Annotated in this window: 11 protein-coding genes and 2 pseudogenes; 5 read left to right on the top strand and 8 right to left on the bottom strand. The window is 60.5% G+C overall.

Features of this window, described 5'->3' with window-relative positions; all coding sequences use genetic code 11:
- The 4 genes from HCU66_RS01555 to putP all read right to left on the bottom strand — a co-directional run.
- Nucleotides 1–2,007 (bottom strand): DUF6531 domain-containing protein (locus tag HCU66_RS01555; protein WP_205886707.1); only part of this gene is annotated, 2,007 nt, incomplete at its 3' end.
- Nucleotides 2,007–2,744, bottom strand: coding sequence for a DUF4123 domain-containing protein (locus HCU66_RS01560; protein ID WP_205886708.1), 738 nt, complete (start codon nucleotides 2,742–2,744; stop codon nucleotides 2,007–2,009). The genes HCU66_RS01555 and HCU66_RS01560, both read right to left, overlap by 1 nt.
- Nucleotides 2,734–4,752 carry a type VI secretion system Vgr family protein gene (locus HCU66_RS01565; RefSeq protein ID WP_205886709.1) on the bottom strand — a complete coding sequence of 673 codons (2,019 nt, stop codon included), beginning with the start codon at nucleotides 4,750–4,752 and terminating at the stop codon, nucleotides 2,734–2,736. The genes HCU66_RS01560 and HCU66_RS01565 overlap by 11 nt, the downstream gene beginning before the upstream one ends.
- A 376-nt stretch (nucleotides 4,753–5,128) precedes the next feature.
- The gene (gene putP / locus HCU66_RS01570; RefSeq protein ID WP_205886710.1) at nucleotides 5,129–6,613 is read right to left on the bottom strand and encodes a sodium/proline symporter PutP; all 1,485 of its coding nucleotides are present in this window, start codon (nucleotides 6,611–6,613) and stop codon (nucleotides 5,129–5,131) included.
- A 461-nt stretch (nucleotides 6,614–7,074) separates the two neighbouring features.
- Here putP and putA point away from each other — a divergent pair, with 461 nt between their 5' ends.
- Together putA and HCU66_RS01580 are read left to right on the top strand one after the other, a co-directional pair.
- Nucleotides 7,075–11,028, top strand: a complete 3,954-nt coding sequence (putA, locus tag HCU66_RS01575; RefSeq protein WP_205886711.1) for a trifunctional transcriptional regulator/proline dehydrogenase/L-glutamate gamma-semialdehyde dehydrogenase — start codon at nucleotides 7,075–7,077, stop codon at nucleotides 11,026–11,028.
- Nucleotides 11,029–11,199: 171 nt separating this feature from the next.
- Nucleotides 11,200–13,002 carry an acyl-CoA dehydrogenase gene (locus HCU66_RS01580; RefSeq protein WP_205886712.1) on the top strand — a complete coding sequence of 601 codons (1,803 nt, stop codon included), beginning with the start codon at nucleotides 11,200–11,202 and terminating at the stop codon, nucleotides 13,000–13,002.
- A gap of 119 nt (nucleotides 13,003–13,121) precedes the next feature.
- On the opposite strand, the gene HCU66_RS27425 is transcribed toward HCU66_RS01580, so the two are convergent.
- The 4 genes and pseudogenes from HCU66_RS27425 to HCU66_RS01595 all read right to left on the bottom strand — a co-directional run bounded on the left by HCU66_RS27425 (nucleotide 13,122) and on the right by HCU66_RS01595 (nucleotide 15,701).
- Nucleotides 13,122–13,967, bottom strand: a complete 846-nt coding sequence (locus tag HCU66_RS27425) for a methyl-accepting chemotaxis protein (RefSeq protein ID WP_420908035.1) — start codon at nucleotides 13,965–13,967, stop codon at nucleotides 13,122–13,124.
- An 18-nt stretch (nucleotides 13,968–13,985) separates the two neighbouring features.
- Nucleotides 13,986–15,071, bottom strand: a pseudogene (locus HCU66_RS27430) (HAMP domain-containing protein); the annotation flags it as partial.
- A gap of 100 nt (nucleotides 15,072–15,171) precedes the next feature.
- Nucleotides 15,172–15,474, bottom strand: a complete 303-nt coding sequence (locus HCU66_RS01590) for a cell division protein ZapA (protein ID WP_007903196.1) — start codon at nucleotides 15,472–15,474, stop codon at nucleotides 15,172–15,174.
- The gene (locus HCU66_RS01595) at nucleotides 15,471–15,701 is read right to left on the bottom strand and encodes a hypothetical protein (protein ID WP_205886714.1); all 231 of its coding nucleotides are present in this window, start codon (nucleotides 15,699–15,701) and stop codon (nucleotides 15,471–15,473) included. Before HCU66_RS01595 ends, HCU66_RS01590 begins: the two co-directional genes overlap by 4 nt.
- 290 nt (nucleotides 15,702–15,991) lie before the next feature.
- Here HCU66_RS01595 and HCU66_RS27435 point away from each other — a divergent pair.
- The 3 genes and pseudogenes from HCU66_RS27435 to HCU66_RS01605 all read left to right on the top strand — a co-directional run.
- Nucleotides 15,992–16,747, top strand: a pseudogene (locus HCU66_RS27435) (MCP four helix bundle domain-containing protein); the annotation flags it as partial.
- Nucleotides 16,739–17,602: a methyl-accepting chemotaxis protein gene (locus tag HCU66_RS27440; RefSeq protein ID WP_420908036.1), complete on the top strand. Its 864-nt coding sequence runs from the start codon at nucleotides 16,739–16,741 to the stop codon at nucleotides 17,600–17,602. The pseudogene HCU66_RS27435 and the gene HCU66_RS27440, both read left to right, overlap by 9 nt.
- A gap of 228 nt (nucleotides 17,603–17,830) precedes the next feature.
- Nucleotides 17,831–19,573 (top strand): potassium/proton antiporter, encoded by a 1,743-nt coding sequence (locus HCU66_RS01605; RefSeq protein WP_205886716.1) that lies wholly within the window; start codon nucleotides 17,831–17,833, stop codon nucleotides 19,571–19,573.
- Nucleotides 19,574–19,593 lie beyond the last annotated feature (20 nt).

Raw genomic sequence — 19,593 nt, forward strand, 5'->3', positions numbered from 1 at the left:
GTTCCGGACCGTGACGCTGCCCTGATCGTCCCAGACATAACGCGTGTCCATCTGCGCGAACGACGCCCAATGCCGCACGCATCTGGCCGCCTTGCCAGACCGTTCCCATTCCCAGAAGAAACTCGCGCCACCGGCCAGTTGCCGCTGCAAAATCACATGCTGGTCGTCGTAGTCGTAACGCTCGCTTTCCCCGGCGGCGTTGCTCGCTTCGATCAGTTGATCGCGTTCGTCGTAGTGGTAACTGACCAGCGTCTGCTCGGTGTGCCAGGCCTCGGCGAGAGTCTGGGCTGGGCGGAAACTTTGGTAGTCGACGGCGATCAGGTGGGCGCGGTCGTAGCGCAACAGCAAGGCACGGCCGGCGCCGTTGTCGAGGCGCTGGATGCGCTCCTGACGGTCGCGGGTGATGCGCAGGCGGTTGTCGTAGGCGTCGCTGATCGCCGTCAGCCGACCGTTGTGAAAGTGGTAGAACCGCGTGTCGTCGCCGGCCTGGGCGAGGATCAGTTCTTCGGGGTCAGCGCCGAGGTAAATCGCCGCCCGGGACAGGCTGTTGTGGATCGCCGGGCGTTCGGCACCCGGCAGCGGGAACGTGGTGCGGCGGTTTTCGTGGTCGATCCAGATGACGGTGTCGCCGTCGATTTCCAGCCGATGGGCGAGCGAATGACTCCAGCCAAAGCCGAGGCCGCAGTCGATCTCGGCGGCGCTGGTGCGATAGAGCCGGGTGAAGTCGAACGGCAGGAGGCCGTCCAGCGCACCGTCGGTGAGGGTCAGCAGTTCTTCGCCGGTGACCATCGACACCGGGCAGTTATTTTTGCAGGTCGACGGTGCACAGGTGGCGCTGTCGCCGTTGGGGTTTTTCGCCTGATCCGGGGAGTCGTCGTGGTGTTCGTTTTGCTTGAGCGTGGTGTTGCGCTTGGCATCCCAGCGCAGTTGCATCCGGCCTTTTTTCAGGCCCGCCGCAACACCGCGCGCGGCGACCTTTTTGTAGCGATCAACGTACTCCATGAAGTTGTTGATGATCGTGACCATCGACTTCACGAAGCCCATCACGGCCTGGAAAATCTGTGCGCTGTACTTGGCCAGGCGTACGGTCAGCCAGGCAATGCCAACCCCGACCACACTCAGAACCAAGCCAATCAACAGGTCGATGACCAAGCCAACCACGACCTTGGAAATCGCCTCAGCCGAGGCCCCGGCCAGTTGCGAAGGTGGCAATGCTTCCAGCCACAAGGTCGCGGTGCGCATCAACAAGCACAGCGCCGCCTCGTCGCTGGCCAGCAACATGGCCTTTTCCATTTTGTCTGGAGCGGTTACGGCCAGATCGGCAAGTCTGCCGGCGCTTTCACCCAGCTTCTCGGAATAGGCGTTGGGGTCTTTCAGGATGTCGGCGAGTTCACCCATGCCATCCCAAACCGCCTGAATCGCCGCCCAACCTCCCGCGAGCATTCCATTGCCCACCGCCGCCAACGATGCGGATGCCGATTGCTGCGACCATTGCGGCTTGAACCCTTCCCACTCCTTGCGCAACCAGCCTTCCAGCTCCTGGGTCAGGCCGTTGTAAGAGGAGAAAAGATCATCGATTTGAGTCGGGGTGACTTCACTCTGAACATGAACGCGGTAGAACTTGCCGGGAGTGCCTTTGAACTGTCCCTGACCGTTTTCATCGAGTGTGATGGGTGTAACTTCGCCGCCATCAGTGGCAATCACATCGACCTGAATGTTCCCCAACGGAATGTCGTAGACCGATTCGAACTTGCTCTCGATCTGCAGAATTCCACTAGCCGGACACTGCGCAAGACCCGAGATAAAATCATCGTCGCCACTGCTCACCGCAGTCGTGGTATTGCCGAGTTTTATCACCCGCTCCATGTCCAACAGCGAGGGCATGTCCATCGTCCGGCTGGCCCTATCCGCATTCCGGCTCAAAAATTTGCCCAGCTGTTGGCGATACAAGACCAGCGTGTCTTTAAAACCGTCGAGCTCCTGCTCGATCCGTACGATCTGATCCATCAGTCAAGCTCCGTCATCAGGTAATCCACCAACGCTGATTTCGGCGCTTGAGGCAGGTCGGGCGTCTCAAGAAAGCTCGCGACTTTGCGTCGCAACACACCTTCGGAAAATGCTTCGTAGAGGTCTGGGCGGTCCTCGCTCAACCACTTCATCAAGTTGTTGATGCGGGTTGTGGCGGACTCAGTGGCGAGGTGTTTGAGCAGCGATTCAGAAACTTCCCACCACGGAAAATCCCTAGCGTTTTTCAATGCACTGCCACCGATATCGAGCGGTTGCCCATTGATCAAACAACGGTCGATGACAGGCATTAACTGCGTGGCGTTAACGTCGGCAGACTGAAGAATCGGCAACAAATAACGCCCATCCCAGAAACGGAAAAACACCGCGTTGCCGTTTGGCAAAAGAACTTGAGTGAGGCTGCGAAAATGCTCGACCAGCGCTTCTTGAGAAGCAGAAGAAACCGCCAACCACCCCCAATCGCGAGACTCAGTGGTGGCGACCCACTCCAAAAACTCACCATCAGCAGCGACGATTCCGACATAGGGCATTACCGCGTCCCACTCGGCATACGCAGTGCCAGCCCAGATCGGACTCGGCGCTTGAGCGGTGATCGAGCGCTGCCAGGCTTTAAAGGGTTCAGCAGCACTGGCACTGCTGAAAATCGCGAACAGTTGCTCCGACGGCAGCAGCGGCTGGCGCTCCAGCCAGGCGCGAGGCGACAAAACATCAGGCAGCACAGACACCGTCCTTGCAGCGCTCACACTCTTCGCAGAACGGCGCGTCGCTCTGCAGGCTGAGTATTTGTGCGGCACTGAGCAGCGCCGCCGGGGCGGCTGCGAGTTTCAGCGGCACATCCGGCAAGCTCGGCGCAGAGGCCATGGCCGCCATCGGTGCACCGCCGACCTGAATCGGCACGCTGCTGAAAATCCCGCCGGGACCGATGTTGATCCACTGCCCGCCCGCCTGAATGGTCGCGCTGGCGCCACCGTCGATGACCACTTGCTGGCCGGCGCTGACATGGAATTGCTGACTGGCGTTGAGGGCCTGACTGGTCACGCGAATGTGCCGGTCGCCGATCACCACCAGATGATCGTCCTGCCGCACTTCGGTCTGGCGCTGACCGTGGGTGATGCGTTTTTCGTCAGCCTTCAACTCATGGCGGGCGGTGCCGGTGACGACGATGCTGCGCTGGTTATCGACCTGCACCTGTTGATCGTTCAGTACATGCTCAGTCCAGTTTCGCTGGGCGCGCAGGTAGATTTCCTCGGCGCCCTTGCGATCCTCGATACGCAATTCGTTGTAACCGCCGCCACCGGGACTACTCTGGCTGCGGAAAATGCTGCGGGTCTTGTCGGCCGGCAGATCGAGGGGCACCGGGGTCGCGGCGTTGGGCAAACAACCCATCACCAGCGGCTTGTCGGCATCGGCGTCGACAAACCCCACCAACACTTCCATGCCGACCCGCGGAATCATCACGCTGCCGTAACGGTCATGGGCCCAGCCTGTGGCGACGCGCAGCCAGCAACTGGAGTGCTCGTTGAGCTGCCCGTCACGGTCCCAGGCCAGTTGAACCTTGACCCGACCGTACTCGTCGCAATGGATTTCGCTATCAGCCGGGCCGGTGACCACGGCGGGTTGATAGCCGAGCATGCGTGGTTTTTCTGGCCCCAGCGGCGGGCGAAAAGAAACGTCCCACGGCGTCGCCAGAAAGGTATTGCGATAGCCCTGGAAATCATCCGGGCTGTCGCTGGTGGCCGACTCCTCCAGCACCTGCGGTTGACGGCCGCGGTGTTCGATTTCGGTGATCAACCACAGGTCATTCCACGCCTGACGCGGGTGTTCGGCCAGATGTAGGAAATGCCCGCTGACTAAAGCGGATTCGTCGCCGCGACCTTCGGCCTGACGGTAATCCGCGTTGTGCCGCTCCAGCGCTCGTTGAGCCAGATGCTTGCCGTGTTCGCGATCGCTGAATTGGCCAGGGAAGTGGTAATCCTCCAACACCGGTCGCTGCTCGCTGTCGAGGCGGCTTTCGAGTTGCAAACGCGGTTTCTGGAAGTCGTAGTCGCGACGGGTGACGGCGCTGGTCCGGGTTTCCAGCCGTACATTGAATCGCTTGATGGCCGGCGCATCCGCGGCCATCCCGCTACCCGGCAGGTACAGCGTCGGCTCGGGCAGACGGGGGAAAACCGTTTGATCATCGCCGAACACCAGCAGGTGCCCGTCGGGGCTGTGCTGGAAGTGGTAGTGAATGCCGACCTCGGCGCACAGCCGCTGGATGAACGCCAAATCGCTTTCAGCGTATTGCACGCAGTATTCGCGCTGGGGGTAATCGCTGCCGAGCCGAAACTCGAAGGCATCGCGCTGGATGCCGTGATCTTTGAGGATTTGCGCAACGATCGCCGGCACGCTTTTGTGCTGGAAGATCCGCTGATTGATGCGTCGGCCGAGATACGCCAGACGTGGTACGAGACTGACTTGGTAGCCCGTCAGACGCTGGCCGGAATCGCTCTGGCCGACACGAAAAATCTGACCATGAATCCCGGAACCTTGCGCATCGAAACTCAGAAATGCCTGACGATGCAGCAAGCTTTCGAGCTCGATGTCGGGCCACTCGCTGACCAGTTCCAGGTCGAAGCGGTAGGGTTGGCTGATGGCTTCCTTGCCCGTGAACTCAAGCACCTTGAGCTCATTCTGGACGCCGTCGAGGGTCAACGTGAAACGCGGTTGATTGGCAGGCGCGAACATCCGATGTGTCTCTGCAGAATGAAGGCGGGCGATTCTGCATGAGCGACAAGGGGCGTTGATGGAGGGACAAGGAAATCAGATTTGCCCTGCTTTTTTAGGGATTTTTCCTTCAAAAAACTGGATAAAGCACTACAGACATTCCTGTCAGAAGTAGTGCGTTGAAGCGGCGGACGTCTTCGCGGGCAAGCCTCGCTCCTACAAGATTTGTGTCGTTCACATCAATTCGGTCTGCCGCAATCCTGTAGGAGCGAGGCTTGCCCGCGAAGGCGGCATCGATAACAGCGAATTTTTCCCCGCAAACAAAAACGGCCCGCCTCCAAAAGGAAGCGGGCCGTTTTCATGTTCGGCGAAAGGTCAGAGCATCAGCTCATCCCCCTCACTGGTTCAGGCGGAAGTCCTTCTCGGCCGCGGCAAAGCGCTGAAGCATGCCGGCGGTCGGTGCGCCCATTTTGCTGACGAAGTAGATCGCCAGGCTGGCGAAGATGAAACCAGGGATGATTTCGTACAGGCCCAGCAGTTCGAAGTGTTTCCAGACGATCACGGTGATCGCGCCGACCAGGATGCCGGCCAGTGCGCCGTTGCGGGTCATGTCTTTCCAGATCACGGAGATCAGGACAACTGGACCGAATGCAGCACCGAAACCTGCCCAGGCGTAGCTGACCAGACCCAGTACACGGTTTTCCGGATTGGCCGCCATCGCAATGGCGATCAGGGCAACCAGCAGCACCATGGCGCGACCGACCCAGACCAGCTCAACCTGGGAAGCGCTTTTACGCAGGAAGGTTTTGTAGAAGTCTTCGGTCAGGGCGCTCGAGCACACCAGCAGTTGGCAGCTCAGCGTACTCATCACCGCCGCCAGAATGGCCGACAGCAACACACCGGCAACCCATGGGTTGAACAGGATTTTCGCCAGTTCGATAAACACACGTTCGTGGTTTTCGCTCACCGGCATGGCCACCGCAGGGTGTGCCGAGAAGTAAGCGATACCGAAGAAACCTACCGCGACGGTGCCGCCCAGGCACAGGATCATCCAGGTCATGGAGATGCGACGAGCGTTGGCGATCGATTTGACCGAATCCGCCGCCATGAAGCGCGCCAGGATGTGCGGCTGACCGAAGTAGCCAAGACCCCAGCCCATCAGCGAAATCACGCCGATGAAAGTGGTGTTTTTCAGCATGTCGAAGTTGCTTGGGTCTTGCGCTTCGATGGCCAGGAACGTGGTATCGATGCCGCCAGTAGCCAGCAGCACGATGATCGGCGTCAGCAACAGGGCGAAGATCATCAGCGTGGCTTGTACGGTGTCGGTCCAGCTCACTGCCAGGAAACCGCCGACGAAGGTGTAGGCAATTGTCGCCGCGGCACCGGCCCACAGCGCGGTCTCGTAGGACATGCCGAAGGTGCTTTCGAACAGACGGGCGCCGGCCACGATGCCGGAAGCGCAGTAGATGGTGAAGAACACCAGAATCACGACCGCAGAGATGATCCGCAGCAGGCCGCTTTTATCTTCGAAACGGCTGGAGAAGTAGTCCGGCAGGGTCAGCGCATCGCCGTTGTGCTCGGTCTGCACCCGCAGACGGCCGGCGACGAACAGCCAGTTCAGGTAAGCACCGACGATCAGGCCGATGGCGATCCAGCTTTCGGAAAGACCGGACATGTAGATAGCGCCCGGCAGGCCCATCAACAACCAGCCGCTCATGTCGGAAGCACCGGCAGAGAGTGCAGTCACGACGCTGCCCAGGCTACGACCGCCCAGAATGTAGTCAGAAAGGTTGTTGGTGGAGCGATAGGCCATGAAGCCGATCAGCACCATTGCTGCGATGTAGATCACGAACGTGATCAGGGTTGGATTGCTTACGCTCATTGAGTTACGCCCTGGCATTGTTTTTATGTAGCGGCGGCTGGTGAACCGCTCGCAAACGACGACGTTTGAGTGACGATTCGGGATCCCGCGCATTTATGACTGATGTTTCCCCAGGAAAGCCATCAGCCGGCGCGCCGATCTTATTGACCGGTTGCACCTTGGCCGCGAATGCTATTCAACAAAGCAAATAAGGTGCAACCAGTTTCGATCGAATAAGTTGCACCTAGTCGGATTTTCTTGAGAAAGGTCGGTTTCTGCTCCCTTTTAGGGCGTTTTTCAGGTTGCACTAGAAGTAAAAGCACCAAGCAGGCACAGGACTTGTGTACCAGAATTTATTTCCTGACGAGCTGTTTATTATTCCGACAAAAAAAGGGTTGCACCCGGTTGCACCTCGATCAACGCACGGCTAATCTTGCCGTCAGCTGATGCCACGCGGTCGTGGCAAACATGAGGATAAAAATATGGCTACCACCACCCTTGGGGTCAAACTTGACGACCCGACCCGCGAACGCCTCAAGGCCGCCGCGACCTCGATTGATCGCACGCCGCACTGGCTGATCAAGCAGGCAATTTTCAATTACCTGGAAAAACTCGAGGGTGGTGCAACCCTGTCCGAGCTGAACGGTTTGAACGGCAAGGAAGTTGACGAAGCGGGCGAGATCCACGTCGATCACGCGCATCAGTGCTTCCTGGAATTCGCTGAAAGCATCCTGCCGCAATCGGTGCTGCGCGCGTCTATCACTGCCGCCTACCGTCGCCCGGAACCGGAAGTGGTGCCGATGCTGATCGAGCAGGCGCGCCTGCCGGCGCCGATGGCCGAGGCCACCAACAAGCTCGCCGCCTCGATTGCCGAGAAACTGCGCAATCAGAAGAGCGCCGGCGGCCGTGCCGGGATTGTTCAGGGCTTGTTGCAGGAATTTTCCCTGTCGTCCCAGGAAGGCGTGGCGCTGATGTGCCTAGCCGAAGCGCTGCTACGCATTCCGGACAAAGGCACTCGCGATGCGTTGATCCGCGACAAGATCAGCACCGGTAACTGGCAACCGCACTTGGGCAACAGCCCGTCGCTGTTCGTCAACGCCGCCACGTGGGGCCTGCTGCTGACCGGCAAGCTTGTGTCTACGCACAATGAGGCCGGCCTGACCTCGTCCTTGAGCCGCATCATCGGCAAGAGCGGCGAGCCGATGATCCGCAAGGGCGTCGACATGGCCATGCGCCTGATGGGCGAGCAGTTCGTGACCGGCGAAACCATCGCCGAAGCCTTGGCCAACGCCAGCAAGTTCGAAGCCAAGGGCTTCCGCTATTCCTACGACATGCTGGGTGAAGCCGCGCTCACCGAACATGACGCCCAGAAGTACCTGGCCTCGTACGAACAAGCCATCCATGCGATCGGCAAAGCCTCTCATGGTCGTGGGATTTATGAAGGCCCGGGCATTTCGATCAAGCTGTCCGCATTGCACCCGCGTTACAGCCGCGCCCAGTATGAGCGCGTGATGGACGAGCTGTACCCGCGCCTGCTGTCGCTGACCCTGCTGGCCAAGCAATACGACATCGGCCTGAACATCGACGCCGAAGAAGCCGACCGCCTCGAACTGTCCCTGGACCTGCTGGAACGCCTGTGCTTCGAGCCGCAACTGACCGGCTGGAACGGTATCGGTTTCGTGATCCAGGCTTACCAGAAGCGCTGCCCTTACGTGATCGATTACGTGATCGACCTGGCTCGCCGCAGCCGTCATCGCCTGATGATCCGCCTGGTGAAAGGCGCGTACTGGGACAGCGAAATCAAGCGCGCCCAGGTCGAAGGCCTGGAAGGCTATCCGGTCTACACCCGCAAGGTGTACACCGACGTGTCCTACATCGCCTGCGCACGCAAACTGCTGTCGGTGCCGGAAGTCATCTATCCGCAGTTCGCCACGCACAACGCCCACACACTGTCGGCCATCTATCACATTGCCGGTCAGAACTATTACCCGGGTCAGTACGAGTTCCAGTGCCTGCACGGCATGGGTGAACCACTGTACGAACAGGTTGTAGGCAAAGTGTCCGAAGGCAAGCTGAACCGTCCGTGCCGCGTGTACGCTCCGGTCGGCACCCACGAAACGTTGCTGGCGTACCTGGTGCGTCGCCTGCTGGAAAACGGCGCGAACACTTCGTTCGTCAACCGCATCGCCGACCAGTCGATTTCGATTCAGGAACTGGTGGCCGATCCGGTGGCCAGCATCGAGCAAATGGCCACGCTGGAAGGCGGTTTCGGCCTGCCGCATCCGCGTATCCCGCTGCCACGTGACCTGTACGGTGCCGAGCGCGCCAACTCCAGCGGCATCGACATGGCCAACGAACATCGTTTGGCTTCGCTATCGTGCGCCCTGCTGGCCACCGCTCACAACAACTGGAAAGCCGCGCCGATGCTCGGTTGCGCCTCCAGCAGCGAAACCCCTGCGCCAGTCCTGAACCCGTCGGATCTGCGTGACGTGGTCGGTCATGTGCAGGAAGCCACCGTCGACGACGTCGACAACGCCATCCAGTGCGCACTGAACGCTGCACCGATCTGGCAGGCCACCCCACCGGCCGAACGCGCCGCAATCCTGGAACGTGCCGCCGATCTGATGGAAGGCGAGATCCAGCCGCTGATGGGCCTGTTGGCTCGCGAAGCCGGCAAGACGTTCGCCAACGCCATCGCTGAAGTGCGCGAAGCCGTGGACTTCCTGCGTTATTACGCGGTGCAGGCGCGCAACGATTTCACCAACGATGCCCACCGCCCCTTGGGTCCGGTGGTCTGCATCAGCCCGTGGAATTTCCCGCTGGCCATCTTCAGTGGCCAAGTGGCTGCGGCGCTGGCTGCCGGTAACCCGGTACTGGCCAAGCCTGCCGAACAAACGCCGTTGGTGGCCGCGCAAGCCGTGCGTCTGTTGCTCGAAGCCGGGATTCCGGAAGGCGTGGTGCAACTGCTGCCGGGCCGCGGCGAAACCGTCGGCGCCCGCCTGGTCGGCGACGATCGGGTCAAAGGCGTGATGTTCACCGGCTCCACCGAAGTCGCGCGCTTGCTGCAACGCAACATTGCCGGTCGCCTGGATGCCCAAGGCCGTCCGATTCCGCTGATCGCTGAAACCGGCGGTCAGAACGCGATGATCGTCGACTCCTCGGCACTGACCGAACAAGTGGTCATCGACGTGGTGTCGTCGGCCTTCGACAGCGCCGGTCAGCGTTGCTCGGCACTGCGGGTGCTGTGCTTGCAGGAAGATTCCGCCGACCGTGTCATCGAAATGCTCAAGGGCGCCATGGCTGAATGCCGCCTCGGTAATCCGGAGCGCCTGTCCGTGGACATCGGCCCGGTGATCGACGCCGAAGCCAAGGCCGGCATCGAGAAGCACATCCAGGCCATGCGCGACAAAGGTCGCACCGTGTACCAGGTGGCGATCGCCAACAGCGAAGAAGTCAAACGCGGCACCTTTGTGATGCCGACCCTGATCGAACTGGAAAGCTTCGACGAGCTGCAACGGGAGATTTTCGGCCCGGTGCTGCACGTGGTGCGCTACAAGCGCAAAGACATCGACCAGTTGATCGGCCAGATCAACGCGTCCGGCTACGGCCTGACCCTGGGCGTGCACACGCGCATCGACGAGACCATCGCCAAGGTGATCGACAACGTCAACGCCGGTAACGTCTACGTCAACCGCAACATCGTCGGTGCCGTGGTCGGCGTGCAGCCATTCGGCGGCGAAGGCTTGTCGGGTACAGGTCCGAAAGCCGGTGGTCCGCTGTACCTGTACCGCCTGCTGTCGACACGTCCTACCGATGCGATCGAACAATCCTTCGCTCGCGGCGACGCCATCGCTGCACCGGACGTGCGTCTGCGTGATGCCATGAGCAAACCGCTGACTGCGCTGAAAGCCTGGGCCGACAGCAACAAGCTCACGGACCTGAGCGCCCTGTGCGTGCAGTTCGCGGCGCAATCCCAGAGCGGGATCACCCGCGTGCTGGCCGGCCCGACCGGCGAGCGCAACAGCTACGCCATCCTGCCGCGCGAACACGTGCTGTGCCTGGCGGACGTCGAAGGCGATCTGCTGACTCAACTGGCGGCGGTATTGGCCGTTGGTGGTTCCGCGGTATGGCCGGACGCTGAACCGGGCAAGGCCTTGTTCGCACGCCTGCCGAAGGAAGTTCAGGCGCGGATCAAGCGAGTGGCCGACTGGACCAAGGACGAAGTGGTGGTGGATGCAGTGCTGCATCATGGCCACTCCGATCAGCTGCGTGCGGTGTGCCAGCAAGTGGCCAAGCGTGCCGGCGCCATCGTCGGGGTTCATGGTTTGTCGCAGGGTGATACCAACATTGCGCTGGAGCGTCTGGTGATCGAGCGGGCGTTGAGCGTCAATACCGCTGCGGCGGGGGGCAATGCCAGTTTGATGACCATTGGGTAAACCGTAATAAAACCGGGGGCCTGCAATAGGTGCTGTGATCGTTCCCACGCAGAGCGTGGGAACGATCATGCCCTACCCTTGTTTTGCCTCTCCATCACGCGCATCAATCATCCTGTTCAGCCTCTATTCCCACGCCTAGACTCGGTCCATCCCAAATAAAGGTAGGCCGCCATGTCCGAGACGTTGCTCAGTTCCCGTAATCTGGCTTTCGAGCTGTATGAAGTCCTCGATGCCGAGGGCCTGACCCAGCGTGAGCGTTTCGCCGAGCACAATCGCGAGACCTTCGATGCCGCCATCGGCACCGCCCGCACCATCGCCGAGAAGTTCTTCGCCCCGCACAACCGCAAGGGCGACGAGAACGAGCCGCGCTATGAGGACGGTCAGGCGATTCTGATTCCGGAAGTGAAAACGGCGGTGGATGCCTTCCTCGAAGCCGGTTTCCTCAACGCCGCGCGCAGTTTCGATGCCGGCGGCATGCAACTTCCTACATTGCTGTCCCAGGCTTGCTTCGCGCACTTCCAATCGGCCAACGCGGCGTCGACCTCCTACCCGTTCCTGACCATGGGCGCGGCCAACCTGATTGAAAGCTTCGGCACCGATGAGCAGAAGCAGCGCTTCCTGCAACCGATGATCGACGGTCGTTTCTTCGGCACCATGGCCCTCACCGAACCTCACGCCGGCTCGTCGCTGTCGGATATTCGTACACGCGCCGAGCCAGCGTCCGACGGCACGTATCGACTCAAGGGCAACAAGATCTTCATTTCCGGTGGCGATCACCCACTGTCGGAAAACATCGTGCATATGGTGCTGGCCAAGCTGCCAGACGCGCCGGCCGGGGTGAAGGGGATTTCGCTGTTTATCGTGCCCAAGTTCCTGGTCAACGATGACGGCAGTCTCGGCAAGCGCAACGATGTGCTGCTGGCCGGGTTGTTTCACAAGATGGGCTGGCGCGGCACCACCTCCACCGCGCTGAATTTTGGCGATAACGGTGAGTGCGTCGGCTATATGGTGGGCAAGCCGCACCATGGCTTGAGCTACATGTTCCAAATGATGAACGAGGCGCGGATCGGCGTCGGCATGGGCGCGGTGATGCTGGGCTACGCCGGCTACTTGTATTCCCTGGAATACGCCCGCGAGCGTCCGCAAGGTCGGGTGCCGGACAGTAAGGATCCGACCACCGCACCGGTGGCGATCATTCAGCACGCCGACGTTAAACGCATGTTGTTGACCCAAAAATCCTACGTCGAAGGCGCGTTCGACCTTGGGCTGTACGCGGCACGGCTGTTCGACGACACCACGACGCTGGAAACCGAAGCTGAACGTAAACAGGCCCATGAGCTACTGGATTTGCTGACGCCGATCGTCAAATCCTGGCCATCGGAGTTTTGCCTCAAGGCTAACGAACTGGCGATCCAGATTCTCGGCGGCCACGGCTACACCCGTGAGTATCCGGTGGAGCAGTATTACCGCGACAACCGCCTGAACCCGATCCATGAAGGCACCCACGGCATTCAGTCGCTGGACTTGCTGGGGCGCAAACTGGCGCAGAACGATGGCGCGGGGCTCAAGCAACTGATCCGCCTGATCGCCGACACCACCGAGCGGGCGCAGGCGTATGAATCACTGACGCCGCTGCGCGAACCGCTGGAGAAACTGGTGGCGCGCCTGCAAACCGTGACCATCGGCCTGCTGACCGATCTGGCCCAGGGCAAGGTCAACAGCAGCCTGGCGAACTCGGCGCTGTACCTGAAAGTGTTCGGGCACACGGTGATTGGTTGGCGCTGGCTGGAACAGGCGATTCATGCCGAGGAAGGGTTGGCCAAAGGGAATGCGGCGGATGAGAACTTCTATAAAGGCAAACTACAGGCGGCGCGGTATTTTCTGACGTGGGAAGTGCCGGGTTGCCACCATGAGCTGGCGATTCTTGAGGCGCGGGATGATGTGTGCCTGGGCATGCAGGATGAGTGGTTCTGACCCCCTCACACTGATCGTTCCCACGCTCCGCGTGGGAATGCCTCAGGGGACGCTCCGCGTTCCAATGGGACGCGGAGCGTCCCGGGCTGCATTCCTTTGCTGCGCGTGGGAATGATCGGTTAGCTGAGTTTGAAACTGCTCATCTGCCGCGCCAAATCATCGGCCAGGCGCTGTAGCGTCTGGCAGTCTTCACGGCAAGCCCTGACTTCCCCCGCCGTCGCCCGCGCCAAATCGGAAATCCCCTGAACGTTGCGGTTGATTTCCTCGGTCACCGCCGATTGCTCTTCCGTCGCTGTCGCCACCTGATGGTTCATGTCGCTGATGTGCTCGACCTGCCCGGTAATCGCCGTCAACGAAGCCCCGGTGCGCTGACTCGACTCAACCCCCGTGCCAGTCGCCGCTTGCCCGGCGTGCATGGAAGACACCGCATGCTCCGCGCCCTGCTTGAGGCTGCCGATCATCTGCTGGATCTCGTCGGTGGACGACTGAGTCCGCCGCGCCAGGGTCCGCACTTCATCGGCCACCACGGCAAAGCCACGGCCCATGTCCCCGGCCCGCGCCGCTTCGATGGCCGCGTTGAGCGCCAGCAAATTGGTCTGCTCGGATATCCCGCGAATCACCGCCAACACCTGATCGATGGACGCCACCTGCTGGGCCAACTCGCCCACCGCTCCGGCGGCGACGCCAATTTCATCGGACATGCTTTCGATATGCCGGATCGATCCGCCCACCACTTCCCGCGCTTGCAGCGCTTCATCCCGCGCAGTTTGCGAAGCGAGCGCCGCGTTGCCGGCGTTCTGCGCGATTTCCTGCACGGTCAGGCCCATTTCATGGACAGCGGTGGCAACCATGTCGGTCATTTCCTGCTGACGTCCGGAACGTTCGGCCGTGTTGTCCACCACCCGCGCCACCTGGCTGACCGCCGTGCGCAAACGCTCACTGGTGGCCAGCACTTCGCCGATCATCTCGCGCTGACTTTCCAGGAACCGATTAAAGCCGCGAGCCAGGTCACCCAGCTCATCGGCGCGGCTGGAATCTAACCGGTGGGTCAAATCTCCACCACCGCTACCGATGGCAACCAGCGCCGCTGTTACCTGACGAATCGGTCGCACCAATCCACGAGCCAGCAACACCACTAATAAAAGACAAACCAATGCCACGGCCAGACCAATGCCGCTGCTCATCCACATCGCCCGACGAGCTTCGGCGTAGATCTGCGACTGCGGCACTTCGGCCACCAGGGTCCAGCCCAGATCACGCAGCGGCAGGCTCAACGCCAGAAACTCTTCGCCATCGCGGACAAAACTGCTGCTGGCAGACGCGGTGGAGGTAGAGAGCTGCCCCATGACCGCTTGCGCCGCCGAAGCGCCGATCTGTTCGACCAGTGTACGTTTGCCGCTGAACTGCGCTTCGGGGTGAATTTGGATCAAACCGTCGGAACGCACGAGATAGACCTTGCCGCGCTCACCGAAGTTGAAGTTGTGGATCAGCTCCGACAACTCTTTCATGCTCAGGCCCAGCCCGGCAACGCCCACGACTTTGCCGGCCTGCTCGACCTTGAGGTCAATGAACAGCGCCAACTCGCCGGTGGCGGTGTCATGATCGATATTGAGGGTGCGTGGCTGATTACTGTCGAGGAACGAATAGAACCAGGCGTCGCTGGGATTGGAGCGGCTGAGTGTGCGGTCCAGGCCCTTTTCGGTGAAGTAATGGTTTGAAGCGGTACCGATGATCAGCGCGGTAAAGGCTTTGTGCTCGGCGCGGATGCCTTCCAGGTAACTGACGAAGCCTGCCGTCTGGGCAGTGTTTTCGCCCCCGGCCAGCCAGTCGCGCACCATGCTGTTACTGGCGATGTCCTTGGCGGCGGTGAGGGGTTGGACGAGGATGCGCTCGATGTCGTTGCGCATCGCTTCGATGCTCGACGGTAGTGCTTGTTCGACCAGATAGCGCTGGGCAAGACGATTGACCACGAGGGTATAAATGCCAACCACGATCAAAATACTGACCAGCAGGGCGGTGCCCATGCTCAGGATCAACTGCCACTGAATACTGCGTCGCCAGAACTGCATGGAGCACCCCCAAAGAATAAGAGGCTGAAACACTGCAACAGCCGTGCCGATTGTATACAACTAAATCGACAATTTATTCTTTGGTTGTGCGCAAAGCCGATCAGGCCTGATTGATCGTCTTGGCGATCACTTCAACCGTGGCGCTGACTTGCTCTTGGTAACGGTCGAGTTCCTGCTGGTGACGCTTTTGCATTTCGATCTGCTGCGAGCACAAGTTCATCGCCGCCAGTACCAGCAAGCGGTCACCGATCAGCGTCGGGTATTTCTTTTTGGTCTCGGCCAGGGCGGCCTTCAACATCAACGCAGCGTCCAGCAGGGTCTGCTCTTCCCCGGCCGGCGCCTTGATCGAATAGTCCTCACCCAGAATCGAGACGACTTTTACCCCTGCGGCGCCGTAACTCATGCGCTGACAGGGCCGGTGCTGACGCGCTCAACCAAGGCCTGGATGCGTGCAACGGTGGCGCCTTGCTTCTCTTCCTGTTCCATCAGGCTCAGCTGCAGGCTTTCGTTTTCATCCTTGACCTGGGCCAGTTCCGCGCTCAGGGATTGGTTGGTGCCGAGCAGGGTCTGGTTCTGTTGCACCAAGTCGCTGACCAGTTGTTCCAGTTGGCTTAGGGATGCTTCTAACATTTTGATTTTCCGGGCATTTTCAAAGGGCGCGTACGATAAAGAAAAGTCACCGTGGATGCCAGGGTTATGCAGGCGCAAGGCCTTGATTTTCCTGGCGGGCAACCTTCCTCGCGAGCTTTAAAGACTGTGATCGGCGGCTCTGGTTCCTGCACTTCGTCGTCGCGTCCCTTCTGCGACAAAAGCGCGCAGCGACTCAAGACTTTAGTCGTATGACCGATAAGCCCTCTATATCGCAGTCTCAGCCCCGCACGGATGCGCTCTTTTCGGTGAACACCATGTCCCTACGAAATATGAATATCGCACCGCGGGCGCTCCTCGGTTTTGCCCTGATTGGCGGCCTGATGCTGGTTCTGGGCGTGTTCGCCCTGAACCAGATGAGCAAGATTCGCGACGCCGCCGAGGAGATCACCTCGAACAGCGTTCCGAGCATTAAAAGTCTCGATGAGTTCACTCAGCTGACCCTGCGCCTGCGTGTGCTGTCTTATCGCCTGTTGGTGAATCGCGAGCCGGACGTCCAGCAGAAAACCATCGAGCTGCTGGAAACCCGAAACCAGCAGATCCGAGCAGCTCAGGCGACCTACGAAAAGTTGATCGCCAGCCCGCAGGAACGTGCAGCCTATGATCAGTATGTGCAGTTGCTGGGACAGTACCGCCAGATCGAAGACCGGATGAAGAGCCTGTCGCGCAACAATCAGGTCGACGAACTGCGCACGCTGCTCAACAACGATTTGATGAACAACTCCGAAGCCATCAACACCGTGCTCAACCGTTTGATGGAGATCAATACTCAGCAGACCGCCGACACCAACCAGCGAGCCGTCGACCAGTACGCCTCAGCCTTCAATCTGGTGATTACCCTGCTCGTCATCGCCACCGGCCTGACGGTTCTGTTCGCCTGGCTGCTGACCAACAGCATCACCCAGCCGATCGCCAACGCCCTGAATGCTGCCGAGGAAATCGCCGAAGGCAATCTGACGCGCCCGATTACGGTCGATGGCAACGACGAAGCCGGTCGTCTGCTGGCGGCCATGGCGAAGATGCAGGACAAACTGCGCGACACCCTGCAACGGATTTCCGGTTCGGCCACGCAACTGGCGTCTGCCGCGGAAGAACTCAACAGCGTCACCGACGAAAGCGCCCGTGGCCTGACCCAGCAGAACAACGAAATCGAACAGGCCGCCACCGCCGTCAACGAAATGACCAGCGCCGTGGAAGAAGTCGCCCGCAACGCCGTGAGCACCTCCGAAGCCTCGAAAAACGCCACCACTTCGGCGGGCGATGGTCGCGACCTGGTGCAGGAAACCGTCAGCGCCATCGAACGCATGAGCACCGACGTCCAGAGCACCGCCACCCTGATCGGCGATCTGGCCAACGAGTCGCGAGACATCGGCAAAGTGCTGGATGTGATTCGCGGCCTGGCCGACCAGACCAACCTGCTGGCGTTGAACGCCGCCATTGAAGCGGCCCGCGCCGGTGAAGCCGGTCGCGGTTTTGCAGTGGTCGCCGACGAAGTGCGTGCCCTGGCCCATCGCACCCAGCAGTCGACCAGCGAAATCGAACGCATGATCGGCAGCATCCAGAGCGGCACCGAACACGCCGTGGACTCGATGCGCAACAGCACCGAGCGCGCCGAGTCGACCTTGAACATCGCACGCGGTGCCGGTCTGTCGCTGGACACCATCAACAGCGCCATCGTCGAAATCAACGAGCGCAACCTGGTGATCGCCAGCGCGGCTGAAGAACAGGCGCAAGTGGCCCGTGAAGTGGACCGCAATCTGGTGAACATTCGCGACCTGTCGGTGCAATCGGCCACCGGTGCCAACCAGACGAGCGCTGCCAGCAGCGAACTGTCGCGCCTGGCGTTGGACCTGAACAACATGGTTGGGCGGTTTAGCCTGTAACCTGCCAACACCAAAATCCCCGTAGGAGCTGGCTTGCCAGCGAAGAGGCCCTCAAGTTTTTGCAGTGTTCTTGAGGGCGCCTTCGCTGGCAAACCAGCTCCTACAACGCGCCTGGCTTTTGATCTGCAAAAGCTTTTTGACAGCATCACATTTCAACAGGTTAGAATCGCTGGCACGCGGACTGCATGGTCAGTTTGCGCCCGCCTCTAGCTTTCCGGAGTACTGCCTTTGAATGCGACGACCATCAACAGCCTGTTCTTGATCGGCGCGTTGCTGGTGGGTGCGAGCATTCTGGTGAGCTCACTTTCCTCGCGCCTCGGGATCCCGATTCTGGTGATCATCCTCGCGGTGGGCATGTCGGCCGGTGTCGACGGTGCCGGCATTATTTTCGATAACTACCCCACGGCTTATCTGGTCGGCAACCTCGCCCTGGCAGTGATCCTGCTCGACGGCGGCTTGCGCACCCGGGTGACGAGTTTCCGCGTGGCGTTATGGCCGGCGCTGTCGCTGGCCACGGTCGGGGTGTTGATCACCACCGGGCTGACCGGGATGGCGGCTGCGTGGTTGTTCGATCTGAACCTGATTCAGGGCCTGCTGATCGGCGCCATCGTCGGCTCTACCGACGCCGCGGCCGTGTTCTCGTTGTTGGGCGGCAAGGGCCTGAACGAACGGGTGAGCGCGAGCCTGGAGATTGAATCCGGCAGCAACGACCCGATGGCGGTGTTCCTCACCGTCACCCTGATCGACATGCTCGCCAGTGGCCAGACCGGCCTGCACTGGAGCCTGCTCGGGCACTTGGTGCGTGAATTCGGGATCGGCGGCGTCATCGGCCTCGGCGGCGGTTGGCTGATGCTGCAACTGGTCAACCGTATCCACCTGGCCACCGGCCTTTATCCGATCCTGGTCATCGCCGGCGGCCTGGTGATATTTGCCCTGACCAACGCCCTGCATGGCAGCGGCTTTTTAGCGGTGTACCTGTGCGGTCTGGTGATCGGCAACCGCCCGGTGCGCAGCCGTCACGGCATTCTGCACATGCTCGACGGCATGGCCTGGCTGGCCCAGATCGGCATGTTCCTGGTGCTGGGGCTGCTGGTCACGCCCCATGATTTGCTACCAATTGCCCTGCCGGCACTGGGCCTGGCGCTGTGGATGATTCTGTTTGCCCGCCCCCTGTCAGTGCTGGCCGGCCTGCTGCCCTTCAAGGCATTCCATGGGCGCGAAAAGGCATTCATTTCCTGGGTTGGCCTGCGCGGCGCCGTACCGATCATTCTGGCGGTGTTCCCGCTGATGGCGGGGCTGCCCAACGCTCAGCTGTATTTCAATCTGGCGTTCTTTATCGTGCTGGTGTCGCTGCTGGTGCAAGGCACAAGCCTGCCGTGGGTCGCCAAGCTTCTGAAAGTGACCGTCCCGCCGGAGCCTCTGCCGATCTCCCGATCAGCGCTGGAAGTGCATGTCACCAGCGAGTGGGAGCTGTTCGTTTATCGCCTCGGTGCCGAGAAATGGTGCATCGGCTCCCCCCTTCGCGAGCTGAAAATGCCCGAAGGCACCCGTATCGCGGCCCTGTTTCGTGGCCAGCAACTGCTCCATCCGTCGGGTAGTACGGTGCTCGAAGTCGATGATTTGCTCTGCGTGATCGGCCACGAACACAACCTCCCGGCCCTCGGAAAACTCTTCAGCCAGGCACCGCAACGGGGGCTGGATTTGCGCTTCTTCGGCGACTTCGTACTCGAAGGAGACGCCCAGCTGGGCGCGGTTGCTGCCCTGTACGGGTTGAAAGTCGAGGGCATCGACCCGAACATGTCCCTGGGCCACTTCATTGCCCAGAAAGTGGGCGGCGCACCCGTCGTCGGTGACCAGGTGGAGTGGAACAACACCCTCTGGACCGTCGCGGTCATGGAAGGGAACAAGATTGGTAAAGTGGGCGTCAGATTCCCCGAAGGAAGTCGCCCCGGACCCGGCCTGTTCCTCTAAACTCCACACTTCGTCTCGTT

It is taken from the genome of Pseudomonas frederiksbergensis (genome assembly GCF_017114915.1).
Taxonomy (GTDB): Bacteria; Pseudomonadota; Gammaproteobacteria; order Pseudomonadales; family Pseudomonadaceae; genus Aquipseudomonas; species Aquipseudomonas frederiksbergensis_I.